Origin of the sequence: Streptomyces thermodiastaticus (assembly GCF_014656135.1) — a bacterium.
In the GTDB taxonomy this organism is placed as follows: domain Bacteria; phylum Actinomycetota; class Actinomycetes; order Streptomycetales; family Streptomycetaceae; genus Streptomyces; species Streptomyces thermodiastaticus.
The window spans coordinates 55,851-69,745 of sequence record NZ_BNBV01000022.1 but is presented as its reverse complement, the minus strand read 5'-3'; the positions used below and the strand labels follow the sequence as shown (position 1 = coordinate 69,745).

Annotated in this window: 9 protein-coding genes and 1 pseudogene; 1 reads left to right on the top strand and 9 read right to left on the bottom strand. The window is 74.0% G+C overall.

Annotation, left to right across the window (positions count from 1 at the left end; genetic code table 11):
* Positions 1–27: 27 nt before the first annotated feature.
* Positions 28–1,164, top strand: a complete 1,137-nt coding sequence (locus IE286_RS19610) for a PQQ-dependent sugar dehydrogenase (protein WP_189798078.1) — start codon at positions 28–30, stop codon at positions 1,162–1,164.
* Here IE286_RS19610 and IE286_RS19605 read toward each other — a convergent pair.
* The 9 genes and pseudogenes from IE286_RS19605 to ligA form a co-directional block, all read right to left on the bottom strand.
* A pseudogene (locus IE286_RS19605) lies at positions 1,091–3,784 on the bottom strand (ATP-binding protein). The gene IE286_RS19610 and the pseudogene IE286_RS19605 sit on opposite strands and share 74 nt — an antisense overlap.
* Positions 3,785–3,927: 143 nt before the next feature.
* On the bottom strand, positions 3,928–4,554 hold the full coding sequence (locus IE286_RS19600) for a hypothetical protein (RefSeq protein WP_189798077.1): 627 nt from the start codon (positions 4,552–4,554) through the stop codon (positions 3,928–3,930).
* A gap of 145 nt (positions 4,555–4,699) precedes the next feature.
* Positions 4,700–6,214: an Asp-tRNA(Asn)/Glu-tRNA(Gln) amidotransferase subunit GatB gene (gatB, locus tag IE286_RS19595; protein WP_189798076.1), complete on the bottom strand. Its 1,515-nt coding sequence runs from the start codon at positions 6,212–6,214 to the stop codon at positions 4,700–4,702.
* 15 nt (positions 6,215–6,229) lie between these two features.
* Positions 6,230–6,469 (bottom strand): hypothetical protein, encoded by a 240-nt coding sequence (locus IE286_RS19590; RefSeq protein WP_189798075.1) that lies wholly within the window; start codon positions 6,467–6,469, stop codon positions 6,230–6,232.
* Positions 6,466–7,968 carry an Asp-tRNA(Asn)/Glu-tRNA(Gln) amidotransferase subunit GatA gene (gatA, locus tag IE286_RS19585; protein WP_189798074.1) on the bottom strand — a complete coding sequence of 501 codons (1,503 nt, stop codon included), beginning with the start codon at positions 7,966–7,968 and terminating at the stop codon, positions 6,466–6,468. Before gatA ends, IE286_RS19590 begins: the two co-directional genes overlap by 4 nt.
* A gap of 5 nt (positions 7,969–7,973) precedes the next feature.
* Positions 7,974–8,270 carry an Asp-tRNA(Asn)/Glu-tRNA(Gln) amidotransferase subunit GatC gene (gatC, locus tag IE286_RS19580; RefSeq protein WP_125496205.1) on the bottom strand — a complete coding sequence of 99 codons (297 nt, stop codon included), beginning with the start codon at positions 8,268–8,270 and terminating at the stop codon, positions 7,974–7,976.
* A gap of 88 nt (positions 8,271–8,358) precedes the next feature.
* On the bottom strand, positions 8,359–8,853 hold the full coding sequence (locus IE286_RS19575; RefSeq protein WP_189798073.1) for a cupin domain-containing protein: 495 nt from the start codon (positions 8,851–8,853) through the stop codon (positions 8,359–8,361).
* Positions 8,854–9,160: 307 nt separating this feature from the next.
* On the bottom strand, positions 9,161–11,419 hold the full coding sequence (locus IE286_RS19570) for a putative bifunctional diguanylate cyclase/phosphodiesterase (RefSeq protein WP_189798072.1): 2,259 nt from the start codon (positions 11,417–11,419) through the stop codon (positions 9,161–9,163).
* 266 nt (positions 11,420–11,685) lie between these two features.
* Positions 11,686–13,881, bottom strand: a complete 2,196-nt coding sequence (ligA, locus tag IE286_RS19565; RefSeq protein WP_189798071.1) for an NAD-dependent DNA ligase LigA — start codon at positions 13,879–13,881, stop codon at positions 11,686–11,688.
* Positions 13,882–13,895 lie beyond the last annotated feature (14 nt).

The window sequence follows — 13,895 nt, the reverse complement described above, 5'->3', positions numbered from 1 at the left end:
GACGGGATCGTGCAGCAACGCCGAGCTGTGACAGGTGCACTGGCCGCCGCCGTGCTGCTGCTGGCGGGCTGCTCCTCGGGCGGGTCCTCACCCGACGGGGGGAGCGGCGGAGTGCCGAGCCGTACCGCCGCCGCACCGTCGCCCTCCGAACGGGTGAGCGACGCGCCGGCCAAGGGGTCGGTGGCGGTGCTGCGCACGGTGGCGCAGGGCCTGCGCTCCCCGTGGGGCCTGGCCGAGCTGCCCGACGGCGCGCTGCTCGTCTCCTCCCGGGACGAGGCGACGATCACCCGGGTGGACCCGCAGACCGGGCGGAAGACGGAGCTGGGCACGGTCCCCGGAGTGAGGCCGGAGGGCGAGGGCGGCCTGCTCGGCATCGCGCTCTCCCCGCACTTCGCCGACGACCGCATGATCTACGCCTACTTCACCTCGGCGTCGGACAACCGCATCGTGCGGATGCGGTACGACCAGGCGAAACCGGCCGGCCGGCAGCTGGGCGCGCCGGACACGGTCTTCAAGGGGATCCCCAAGGGCTTCATCCACAACGGCGGCCGGATCGCCTTCGGCCCGGACGGGATGCTGTACGCCGGCACGGGCGAGAGCGGGCGGCGCGGCCTGTCCCAGGACAAGGCGTCCCTGGGCGGCAAGATCCTGCGCCTGACCCCCGAGGGCGAGCCCGCCCCCGGCAACCCCTTCCCCGGCTCCCCCGTCTACAGCTGGGGCCACCGCAATGTGCAGGGCCTGGCCTGGGACGGCAAGCAGCGGCTGTTCGCCTCGGAGTTCGGCCAGGACACCTGGGACGAGCTGAACGCGATCGCGCCGGGCGGCAACTACGGCTGGCCGGTGGTCGAGGGCACGGCCCGTCGCAGCGGGTACCGGGACCCGGTGGCCCAGTGGCACACGGACGTCGCCTCCCCGAGCGGCATCGCCCTGGTGCGGGGCTCGGTGTGGATGGCAAGTCTGCGAGGCGAACGCCTGTGGCGCATCCCGCTGGACGGCACGCGGGCGGCCGCGACTCCCCAGGCGTTCCTCACGAAGACCTACGGCCGGCTGCGCACGGTGGCCCCGGCGGGCGACGACAGGCTGTGGCTGGTCACCAGCGCCACCGACGGCCGGGGCGAGCCGAAGAAGGGCGACGACCGGATCCTGGAGCTGCGGGTCTCCTAGGCGGTGTCACCGGCGTCCCGGGGACAGCGCGGTGCGTGCCGGGCGGCGGACGGGACTGTCCGGACACGGTCCAGCACCGTGCCGCCGGCCGGTCCCCGGTGTCCCGGTCGAACAGCCCCAGCCGGTGGGCCACCGCCGCCGCCTCGCCGCGGCTGGAGACGGCGAGTTCGGCCAGGATGTTGGAGACGTGCACGCTGGCCGTCTTCGGGGAGATGAACAGCTCCTGGGCGATCTGGCGGTTGGTGCGGCCCAGCGACACCAGGCGCAGCACCTCGCGTTCCCGGCCGGTCAGGCCCAGCCTCCCGGCGGGGTCGGCACCCTGCCGCGTGGCACAGGTCAGGGACAGGCGGCCGCGCCGGGCGACCTCGTCGACGGTGTCGGCGAGCGGGCGGGCGCCCAGGTGCTCGGCGACGGCGCGTGCCAGGCGGAGCAGTTCCGCGGCGCGCGGACGCTGCTCCTCCCCGCCGGCGAGCAGGGACTCGGCCAGGCGGCAGCGGAGCCGGGCGAGGTCCCAGGGGCGGTCCAGCGTCTCGAAGGCGGCGACCAGCAACGCCCAGGTGCCGGGGTCGTCGCGCCCCTCGGTCCGGAGCAGTCGGCGAGGCTGCCCCGCAACCGGGCCTCCTCGTCGAGCAGTCCGCGGTCGCGTGTATGGGCGATGCCCCTGCTCCAGCAGCGCGATCGCCTCCCGGGAGCGGCCCACGGCCTGCAGTTCGCCGCAGAGCACGGCGAAGGAACGCCCGGCGACCGTGGCCGGCCCCTCCTCCACGCTGCGCCTGTTGACCTCGTACATCACGGCCAGGCCCGCCTCCACGTCACCGGAGTGGACCAGGAGCCCGCCGAGGGTGAGGCGGGCGGACAGCTCGGTCTCCCGCAGGCCCAGCATCCGCGCGTACCGCACGGCGTGCTCGGCGGCGCGGAACGCCTCGGGACCGGGGGCGTGCACCATGGACCAGCCGGCGACGTCGGCGAGCACATCGGCGTGCACCCCGGACGGCGGCAGTCCGCGCACCAGCTCCTGGGCGCGGGCCAGTTCCGCCCGGCCGTCGCCCTGCGCCCCGTCCCGCACCAGCCGGGAGCGCTGCACCCAGAACCAGGCGGCGCGCAGGGGGTCGTGGTCCTTCTCCAGCAGGTGCAGCGCCCGTTCGGTGCTCTCCAGGGCGCGCTCCCGCTCGCCGCACAGGCGGCCCGCGACCGCGGCCCCGGCCATCAGGTCCACAAGGTCCGGGGGGCGGGTCGCGGGCCGGGCGCCGCAGGGCGGGCGGGTGCCGGTGCCGTCGTCGGTCCGCAGCCGCCGGCGCACCTCCTCGGGGGTGGTGTCCCGCAGTTCCATCGCCCGCTGCAGCCACCGTAGTCGCTCGCCGTAGGCGTGGCGGGCGCGGGCCGCGGACGCGGCGGCCAGGACGGCGGGCAGCGCCCGGGCGGGATCGTGGGCGCGGTACCAGTGGCCGGCCAGCCGTACGACGCCTCGCCGTCCGGCACGAGCGTGGGGTCGGCCTGAAGTGCCCGCGCGTAACGGCGGTTGAGGCGGGTCCGTTCGCGGGCAGCAGATCGCCGGCGACGGCCTCGCGGACCAGGGAGTGCCGGAAGCGGTAGCCGTCCCCGGCGGGCGCGGTGACGAGGATGCCGGCGTCCACCGCACTGCGCGGCGCCTCGTCGAGGTCGTCCTCGGCGAGCCCGGCCGCGGCGGCCAGCAGCCGGTGCCCGGCGGTGGCGCCGCCCTCGGCGGCCAGGCGCACGACGTCGTGCGCCGGGGCGGGCAGCGCGTCGACGCGGACCAGGAGCAGGTCGCGCAGCGAGTCGCTCAGGCCGGTGCGGCGTTGCTCGCGGGCGGCGACGGCGAGTTCCTCGACGAAGAAGGCGTTGCCGTCGCTGCGTTCGAAGATCTCGTCGACGAGGGCGGCGTCCGGTGCGGCGCCCAGGACGCCGGCGAGCCGGCGGGCGGTCTCCTCCGGGTGAAGCGGGGGAGCCGGAGGTGCCGCACGCCGCGCAGCCGGTCCAGTTCGGCCAGCAGGGGGCGCAGCGGGTGGCGGCGGGGCATGTCCGAGCGGTAGGCGGCCAGGATCAGCAGGCGGCCGGTGTGCGGGGTGCGCAGGAGGTACGACAGCAGGTGCCGGGTGGAGGCGTCGGCCCAGTGCAGGTCCTCCAGGGCGAGGACGACGGTGTGCCGCGCGGCGGTCCGCTCCAGCAGACGGGCCGTCAGCTCGTACAGCCGGGCCGTGCCCTCCTCGCCGTGCCGGCCCGTGCGCGGCGTGTCGGGTTGCGGGCCCGCTTCGGGCAGCAGCCGGGCCAGTTCGTCCTCCCGGCCGACGGCCGCGGCGGCGAAGTCCTCGGGCAGGGCCCGGCGCAGCGCGCGCAGGGCGGAGACGAAGGGGGTGAACGGCAGGGCGTCGGCGCCGGTGTCGACGCAGCCGCCGGCCGCGACGACAGCTCCCCGGCGCGCGGCGGCGGCCGTGAACTCCTCGACGAGCCGGGTCTTGCCGACGCCGGCCTCGCCGCCGATCAGGACGGCCTGCGGCAAGCCCGCACCGGCCCGGGCGAGCGCGCCGTGCAGGGTGTCCAGTTCACCGGCACGGCCGACGAACACCGGGCTGACGGACCTGCACTCCACAGCGTCGAGGATCGCACGCGGGTCCGCCACAAGGCACCGGTGCGGTCCGGCACGCGGTGTGCGCCACCACGCCGGCGCGCGGCGCCCGCGCCGCCCGGTGCCGCCGGGTTCGCCGGCCGTGCGTCCGTGCGGCGGGGGCTGCCGGCCGGGGCCGCTCAGGCGGAGGGCAGCGGGAGCAGTGCGTCGGTGAACTTCAGCACGGCCAGCAGCAGGCCGAGCACGCCGAGGACGACGCCGGCCCAGGACACCGACCTGATCCACGGCGCCTGTGCCGGGCCCGGGGTGCCGAAGGCGGGCCGGACGAGCACCGCCGCCCCGACGACGAGGGCGAGCAGCGCGAACAGCCCGCCGCACACCGCGGTGGTGTGCCAGGCGTCGCCGTAGACCTCCTGGAGCTGCTTGGCGACGCTCGCGGAGGTGGACGTCCGCAGCTGGCCGATCAGCTGTTCGCGGGCGCCGGCCACGGTCCCCACCCAGCTGCCGCTGAGCGAGATCACACCGAGCGCCGCGGAGACGACGGCACCGGCGCCCTGGCCGGCTCCGGTCCGCCCGGGCTTCCCGCTCTCGGTGTCTTCCCTGGTGTCCTCCTGGGCGTCGGCGGCGCTGTCCGGGGTGGCGTCGTCCGGGGCGCCGGTGCCGTCACCGGTGGCCTCGGCCGCCCCGCCGGGCTGCCCGGCCTCGGGGGCCCCGGCGGTCTCGTCCGGCGTACCGGTGGCGCCGGCGGTGGTGGTCGGTGCGGTGTCGTCTGCGGTGGTCGTCGCGTCCGCGGTCGTGGTCTCCATGCCGGGCAGCGTACGGACGCTTGCTGAGAAAGCTCTTGACGAACGCCGGGCCCCCGAGTACCGCCGGACCGCGCGGCGCGGACATGCGCGGGGGGACGCACCGCACGCGATGCGTCCCCCTGCCCTGGGGCGTCGTCCGCTCCGGTCAGCCCTCGCCGACGCCGAGCTTCTGCAGGATCAGCTCCTTGACGCGGGCCGCGTCGGCCTGGCCGCGCGTGGCCTTCATCACCGCGCCGACCAGCGCGCCGGCCGCGGCGACCTTGCCGCCGCGCACCTTGTCCGCGATGGCCGGGTTGCCGGCGATGGCCTCGTCGACGGCGGCGGTCAGCGCGCCCTCGTCGGAGACGACCTTCAGGCCGCGCTTGTCGACCACCTCGTCCGGGCCGCCCTCGCCCGCGAGGACGCCCTCGATGACCTGGCGGGCCAGCTTGTCGTTGAGGTCGCCCTTGGCGACCAGCTCGGTGATCCGCGCCACCTGCCGCGGCGTGATCGCCAGCTCGTCCAGGGCCTTGCCGGACTCGTTGGCCTGGCGGGCCAGCTCGCCCATCCACCACTTGCGGGCGGAGGCGGCATCGGCCCCGGCCTCGATGGTGGCGACGATCAGGTCCAGCGCGCCGGCGTTGAGGATCGCCTGCATGTCGGTGCCGGAGATCTCCCACTCCTCGCGCAGCCGGTTGCGGCGCACCAGCGGCAGCTCGGGCAGCGAGGAGCGGATCTCCTCGACCCACTCGCGGGACGGGGCGACCGGTACCAGGTCCGGCTCGGGGAAGTACCGGTAGTCCTCGGCCTCCTCCTTGACCCGGCCGGAGGTCGTGGAGCCGGTGTCCTCGTGGAAGTGGCGGGTCTCCTGCACGACCGTGCCGCCGCCGGACAGGACGGCCGCGTGGCGCTGGATCTCGAAGCGCACCGCGCGCTCCACCGAGCGCAGCGAGTTGACGTTCTTGGTCTCGCTGCGGGTGCCGAAAGTGTCCGCGCCCTTGGGCATGAGCGACAGGTTCACGTCGCAGCGCATCTGGCCCATCTCCATGCGGGCCTCGGACACGCCGAGGGCGCGGATGACCTCGCGCAGCTCGCGGACGTACGCCTTGGCGACCTCGGGGGCGCGTTCGCCGGCGCCCACGATCGGCTTGGTGACGATCTCGATGAGCGGGATGCCGGCGCGGTTGTAGTCCAGCAGGGAGTGGGAGGCGCCGTGGATACGGCCGGTGGCGCCGCCGACGTGCGTCGACTTGCCGGTGTCCTCCTCCATGTGGGCGCGCTCGATCTCCACGCGGAAGACCTCGCCGTCCTCCAGCTGCACGTCGAGGTAGCCGTTGAAGGCGATCGGCTCGTCGTACTGGGAGGTCTGGAAGTTCTTCGGCATGTCCGGATAGAAGTAGTTCTTCCGGGCGAACCGGCACCATTCGGCGATCTCGCAGTTCAGGGCGAGGCCGATCTTGATGGCGGACTCCACGCCGGTCGCGTTGACGACCGGGAGCGCACCGGGCAGGCCGAGGCAGACCGGGCAGGTGTGGCTGTTCGGCTCGGCGCCCGGCGCGGTCGAACAGCCGCAGAACATCTTGGTCTTGGTGCCGAGTTCGACATGGACCTCGAGGCCCATGACGGGGTCGTACGACGCCAGCGCGTCCTCGTACGACACCAGGTCGGTCGTGGTGGTCACGGTGAAACTTCCCTCTCAGCCCAGCAGGACGTCGTCGTCGCCCAGCCGCTTCAGCTCGCGGTAGAGGATGGCGAGGCCGGTGACGACGCCGGCGGCGGTGACGACGGCGTCGATCAGCCGCAGCGTGTCGCTCTCGGCGCGGGCCTTCTTGATCTGCTTGGCGACACCGATCGCGCCGAGCGCGGTCGTGGCCATGGACAGGTACGTGCCGGACTTCGACTGCTTGAAGCCCTTGGCCTTGGACAGTGCACTCACAGCGACGGAGCCTCCTCCAGGAGCGGGTGACCCCACCTTTCCACGAAGGCGGCCTCGACGGCGGCACCCACCTTGTACAGGCGGTCGTCCTTCATCACGGGGGCGATGATCTGCAGGCCCACCGGGAGGTTGTCCTCCGGGGCGAGACCGCAGGGCAGGGACATGGCGGCGTTGCCCGCCAGGTTGGCCGGGATGGTGCACAGGTCGGCGAGGTACATCGCCATCGGGTCGTCGGCGCGCTCGCCGATCGGGAAGGCGGTGGTCGGGGTCGTCGGGGAGACGATCACGTCGACCTGCTCGAAGGCCTTGTCGAAGTCCCGCTTGATGAGGGTGCGGACCTTCTGCGCGCTGCCGTAGTAGGCGTCGTAGTAGCCGGAGCTGAGGGCGTAGGTGCCGAGCATGATGCGGCGCTTGACCTCGGCGCCGAAGCCGGCCTCGCGGGTCAGCGAGGTGACCTCCTCCGCGGAGCGGCTGCCGTCGTCGCCGGCGCGCAGGCCGTAGCGCAGGCCGTCGAACCGGGCCAGGTTGGAGGAGCACTCGCTGGGCGCGATCAGGTAGTACGCGGACAGCGCCAGGTCGAAGGACGGGCAGTCGAGCTCGACGATCTCGGCACCCAGTTCCTTCAGCAGCTCGACGGACTCGTCGAAGCGCTGGACGACACCGGCCTGGTAGCCCTCGCCGCGGAACTGCTTGACCACGCCGACCCGCATGCCCTGCACGCTGCCGTTGCGGGCGGCCTCGACGACCGGCGGGACCGGGGCGTCGATGGAGGTGGAGTCCATCGGGTCGTGCCCGGCGATCACCTCGTGCAGCAGCGCCGCGTCCAGGACCGTACGGGCGCACGGGCCGCCCTGGTCGAGGGAGGAGGAGAACGCCACCATGCCGTAGCGGGACACGGCACCGTAGGTCGGCTTGACGCCGACGGTGCCGGTGACGGCGGCGGGCTGCCGGATGGAACCGCCGGTGTCGGTGCCGATGGCCAGCGGGGCCTGGTAGGAGGCCAGGGCCGCGGAGGAGCCGCCGCCGGAGCCGCCGGGGACCCGGGTGAGGTCCCAGGGGTTGCCGGTCGGCCCGTAGGCGCTGTTCTCGGTGGAGGAGCCCATGGCGAACTCGTCCATGTTGGTCTTGCCGAGGATCACCACGTCGGCGGCCTTGAGCCGCTTGGTGAGCGTGGCGTCGTACGGCGGGATCCAGCCTTCGAGGATCTTGGAGCCGACCGTGGTGGGCACGCCCTCGGTGGTGAAGATGTCCTTCAGCGCGAGCGGCACGCCCGCCAGCGGGCCGAGCTTCTCGCCGCGTGCCCGCTTCTCGTCCACGGCGCGGGCCTGGGCGAGGGCGCCCTCGCGGTCGACGTACAGGAAGGCGTGCACCTTCTCGTCGACGGCCTCGATCCGGGCGAGGTGGGCCTCGGTGACCTCGACGGCCGTCAGCTCGCCGGAGGCGATCTTCTCCGCGATCTCGGCGGCCGTGAGCTTGATGATGCTGTTGGTGTCCGTCATGGCGGTCACTCCTCCCCCAGGATCTGCGGCACCTTGAAACGCTGCTGCTCCTGGGCCGGGGCGCCGGAGAGCGCCTGCTCGGGGGTGAGCGACGGACGGACCTCGTCCGCCCGCATGACGTTGGTCAGCGGCAGCGGGTGGGAGGTCGGCGGTACGTCTTGGTCGGCGACCTCACTGACGCGGGCCACCGCGCCGATGATGTCGTCCAGCTGTCCCGCGAGGTGGTCGAGTTCCTCGGGCTTCAGCTCCAGACGCGCCAGCCGGGCGAGGTGGGCGACCTCCTCGCGCGTGATGCCAGGCATGCAGCGATCCTCTGGGGTGAGTGTGTGCGGTTTGGGGCCAATCCTATGGGGCGGGCGGTGGTGGCCGTGAAACGGTTTCGCCCGCGGCTCAGCCGCGGCGGGCCTGCCAGGCAGTGCTGTGCAGGAAGTGGTTGTCGTACCGCTCCTGCACATCGAGCAGGCTCTCCCGGGTGGCCTCGCCGGTGCGGACGCGCTGCAGGTGCCGGAAGTACTCGAAGCGTTCGACGCCCGGGGTGAGCACGATGAGCAGGTCGGCGCCGGTGCCGGGCACGGCCGCGAAGGCGTGCGGTGTGCCGGGCGGGACGACGACGAGGTCGCCGAGGCCGGCGGTCACCACCTCCTCGCCGGTGAGGATGTCGGCGGCGCCGTCGAGCAGGAAGAACATCTCGGCGCTGCGGGTGTGCCGGTGCGGCAGGGCGCCGTCGGCGCCGGGCTGGAGGGTGACGCGCTGGGTGGACAGGGCGCCGCCGGTGGCGCTGCTGTCGGCGAGCAGGCGGACGGTGACGGGTGCCCGGCCGACGGTCTCGGCGTCGGCCTCGCGGACGAGCACGGTGCCGTCGAAGTGCGGCACGAACAGTGACATGGCGATCCCTCGGTGTGGTGCGGTCCGGGCCGTGCGGCGGCCGCGGGCGCGGTGGCGGGCGCGCCGTTCCGGGTGCTACGGGCGCGCCGGGCGCGGTGAGGGACGCTCAAGGGTGCGCCCTGGGGTGCCGCCGGCCGCCCGGCGCCCCGGGCGGGCGTCCCTCGGGCTTGCGGCCCTGCGGGCGGCCCGAGTGCCACGCGGCGGGCGGGCCACACCTCGCACCGGGCTCCGAACGGAGTGTGTCCCGGCCGCGGTGGTGCGGGGTCCGTCCCGGCCGCGGTGGTGACGGTGCGGCCCGGACGGCGGGTCACTCGTCGCTCGCCGCCGCGGGAAGGGCCGCGGCGGGCTTCGCGGGCTTCACCCAGCCCCGCGAGCCGCGCGCCCGCAGCCAGGCCGTGGTCTCCTCCGCCGGCATGGCGGCCGCCACCAGCCAGCCCTGGACGGCGTCGCAGCCCAGGTCGCGCAGGCGTTCCCAGGTCTCGTCGTCCTCGACGCCCTCGGCGACGACGAGCAGGCCCAGGGAGTGCGCCAGGTCGACGGTGCAGCGGACGATCTCGGCGTCCTCGGTGTCCTTCGCCAGCCGGGCCACGAACGAGCGGTCGATCTTCAGTTCGCTCACCGGGAGCCGGCGCAGATGCACCAGGGAGGAGTACCCGGTGCCGAAGTCGTCCAGCGACATCTTCACGCCGTGCCCGGTCAGGGCGGCGAGGGTGTCGGCGGCCCGCTGCGGGTCCTCCAGGAGCACATGCTCGGTGATCTCCAGCTGCAGGGAGCCGGCCGGGACGCCGTGCCGGGCCAGCCGCGCCGCCACCGAGCCGGCGAAACCGGGCAGGTGCACATCGCGCGGGGAGACGTTGACCGCGACCGGCACGTACAGCCCCTGGGCGCGCCAGGCGGCGACCTGCTCCAGGGCCGTCTCCAGCACGTACTCGGTCAGCTGGGGCATCAGCCCGGAGGACTCGGCGATGGCGATGAACTCGTCCGGCGGGACCTTTCCGCGCTCGGGGTGGATCCAGCGCACCAGCGCCTCCAGCCCGGCGACCTGGCCGTCGAAGCGGACCTTGGGCTGGTAGTGCAGCTGGACCTCGTGGGCGTCCAGGGCGCGGCGCAGGTCGCCGAGCAGCCCGAGCCGGTCGGGGGTGTTGGAGTCCCGCTTGGACTCGTAGACCTCCACGCCGGTGCGGTCCCGTTTGGCCTGGTACATCGCCACGTCGGCGCGGCGCAGCATGCCTTCCGCGTCCAGGGCGTGGTCGGGGAAGACGGCCACGCCCGCGCTGGCCTCCAGGACCAGGGTGAGCCCGTCCAGGTCGAGCGGTGAGCTGAGGGTGGTGACCAGGGCGCGGGCGATGCGGATCGCGGAGGTGGTGGAGTCGGCGACGGGCAGTAACACGGCGAACTCGTCCCCGCCGAGGCGGGCGGCCTCCGCGCCGCGCGGGAGCGCCTGGCGCAGCCGGTCGGCGATCTGCAGCAGCAGCCGGTCCCCGGCGAGATGGCCGAGCGTGTCGTTGACCGAGCGGAACCGGTCCAGGTCGATCAGCATCAACGCCGAGCGGGCGCCGAGGCGTTCGGCGTCGTCGAGGGCGGTCCAGATGCGTTCCAGCAGCCATTGCCGGTTGGGCAGGCCGGTCAGCCGGTCGCGCAGCTGCTCCTCGGCGCGGGCGCGGGCGATCCACAGCGCGGAGTCCAGCGCGATGAGCGGGATGGCGAACAGCGGCAGCAGCACCGGTTCGGCGACCGCGACGACGCAGATCAGCGGCGCGATGCCGAGCAGGGCGACGGCGAGCAGGCCCTGCCGGGCCAGGGCGGTGCGGACCGCGGTGGGCAGGCCGTCGGAGGGCGGCGCGTGCACGAACCACTGCAGGGTGCGGGTGACCGTGAGGTAGACGGCCGCCACCAGCGCCACCTCGGGGGCGGTGCGGGCGGTCCAGGTGGCCGGGTCCCAGGGGTGCTCCACGCTCGGGACGCGGTCGAGGGCGCCGAGGACCCAGGCGGCGGCGCACAGCCCGGTGATGTCCACGGCGCCGTCGAGCACGCCGGGCCGCCAGCGGTGGCGGCGGGCCATGCCGACCAGGACGACCACGGTGAGGCTGACCAGCCCCGCGGGCACCCAGCCGTAGAGCAGGAACACGGCCAGGGTCAGGGCCGTGCCGGAGCCCGTGCCGCCCCACCAGCGGGCGCGGCCGAGCATCGCCAGGTGGCCGACGACGATGCCGGTGAGCACGGCCAGCGACCAGCCGGCCGCGCCCGCGGGGAAGAGGGCGTGGCCGCGGGCGAAGGCCCGGTAGAAGCCGAAGCCCAGGGCGAGCGCGGCGACGGCGACCACCACTGCGGGCAGGGTCTGCCGGACGGGGCCCGTCCCGGCGGCGGACGGCGCGGCGGGCCGCGCGCCGGCCGGCGCCCTGGACCCGCTCGTCCTGTGCCCGGCGGGAACAGGCTGCCCCTGGGCGGCCTGCCCGTGATGTCGCGAAGCGTCCGTGCGCTTCCCGGTCCGCCCCCGGCACCCCCGCCACACGCCGGTCATCCGGCGCAGCCGTGAGTGCGGGGCGGCGCTTCCGGTCGGTTCCATTCCCGTCCCTCTCACAGCCGGCGGTGCCCGCGCCACGCCTCGTTCCGGCGCCGTGCCCGGCGATCCTGCGGGGCACCACGCCGCACAACTCCCCCGTGCCCGAGCGGGAGCACGGGGATGCCCCGGCCGCAGCCGGGAGCGGCAGGCGCACCCCTCAACAGTAGGCCGCTCAAGGCCGTTCAGGGCAGCGGTCGTCGGCGGTTGCCCGAATGCGCCCCGGCCACCCGTATGCACCTGGTATGCGGCGTACGGGTGGCCTTCGACCGCTACTGGCCGGGCGCGAGCGCGGCCTGGGCCGCCGCCTCGGGTCCCTGCTCCAACAGCACGCCGAATGCGGCCTCGTCGAGCACCGGCACCTTCAACTGCACGGCCTTGTCGTACTTCGAGCCGGGATTCTCCCCCACCACCACGAAGGAGGTCTTCTTCGACACCGAGCCGGTCACCTTGGCGCCGCGGCTCTGCAACGCCTCCTTGGCGGCGTCCCGGGTGTAGCGCTCCAGCGTGCCGGTGACCACCACGGTGAGCCCCTCCAGGGGGCGCGGGCCCTCCTCCTCGCCGGTGGATTCGTCCTCCAGCGGGACGCCGGCGGCCTTCCACTTGCGGATGATCTCGCGGTGCCAGTCCTCGGCGAACCACTCCTTGACGGCGGCGGCGATGACGGGGCCGACCCCCTCGATGCGGGCCAGTTCCTCCTCGCTCGCCTGCTCGATGCGGTCGATCGAGCGGAACTCGCGGGCCAGCGCCTGGGCCGCCACCGGTCCCACGTGCCGGATGGACAGGCCGTTGAGGAAGCGGGCCAACGGGCGCTTCTTGGCCGCCTCGATGTTCCGCAGCAGCGCCAGGGTGTTCTTCTTCGGCTCGCCCTTCTGGTTGGCGAAGACACGGACGACCTTCGGCTCGCCCGTCTTCGGGTCCCGCTTGGGCAGGCCGCTGTCCGGGTCGAGGACATGGGCCTTGATGGGCAGCAGCTTCTCCACCGTCAGATCGAACAGGTCGCCCTCGTCGACGAGCGGCGGGTCGGCCGGCTCCAGCGGGCGGGTGAGGGCGGCGGCGGCCACCTCGCCGAAGTGCTCGATGTCCAGGCACTCCCGGCCCGCCAGGTAGGACACCCGCTCGCGCAACTGGGCGGGGCAGGCGCGGGCGTTGGGGCACCTGAGGTCGACGTCGCCCTCCTTCATGGGGCGCAGCGGGGTGCCGCACTCGGGGCACTCGGTCGGCATGACGAACGTCCGCTCGGAGCCGTCGCGCAGGTCCACGACCGGGCCGAGGATCTCCGGGATGACGTCACCGGCCTTGCGCAGCACCACGGTGTCGCCGATGAGGACGCCCTTGGCCTTGACGACGTCCTGGTTGTGCAGGGTGGCGAACTCGACCTCGCTGCCGGCCACCGTGACCGGTTCGACCTGGGCGTAGGGCGTGACCCGGCCGGTGCGGCCGACGCCGACCTTGATGTCGATCAGCTTGGTGTTGACCTCTTCCGGCGCGTACTTGTAGGCGATCGCCCAGCGGGGTGCGCGCGCGGTGGAGCCCAGGCGGCCCTGCAGCCGGATCTCGTCGAGTTTGACGACCACGCCGTCGATCTCGTGCTCGACCGAGTGCCGGTTCTCGCCGTAGTAGGCGATGAACTCCCGCACGCCGGCGAGGTCGTCGACGACCCGGTTGTGCGGGGAGGTGGGCAGGCCCCAGCCGTGCAGCAGCTCATAGGCCTGCGACAGGCGGGTCAGCCCGCTGTAGCCCTCCAGGGCGCCGATGCCATGGACCACCATGTGCAGCGGCCGGGTGGCGGTGACCCTCGGGTCCTTCTGGCGCAGGGATCCGGCCGCGGCGTTGCGCGGGTTGGCGAACGGCTTGTCCCCGGCGGCCACCAGACGCTCGTTCAGTTCGAGGAACTTCTCCATCGGGAAGTAGACCTCGCCGCGGATCTCCACCAGGCCGGGGACGTCGTCGCCGCGCAGCCGGTCGGGGATCTCCGCGATGGTGCGGACGTTGGGGGTGATGTCCTCGCCGGTGCGGCCGTCGCCGCGGGTGGCGGCGCGGACGAGCCGGCCGTGCTCGTAGGTGAGGTTGACGGCGAGGCCGTCGACCTTCAGCTCGCACAGGAAGTGGTAGTCCTGGTCGCCCAGTTCGCGGGCGACGCGGTCGGCCCAGGCGGCGAGCTCGTCGTCGTTGAAGGTGTTGTCCAGGGACAGCATCCGCTCGCGGTGCTCGACCGCCGTGAACTCCGTCTCGTACGCCCCCGCGACCTTCTGGGTCGGCGAGTCGGGCGTGCGCAGTTCCGGGTACTGCTCCTCCAGCTGTTCCAGGGACCGCAGGAGCTCGTCGAACTCGGCGTCGGAGATGACGGGAGCGTCCTTGACGTAGTACCGGAAGCGGTGCTCCTCGATCTGCTCCGCCAGGTGCGCGTGCCTCTCCCGGGCCTCGGCGGGCACCGCCGTCTCGGCCTGCTGTTCGTCACCGGCCACCGTGTTGTCCTCCC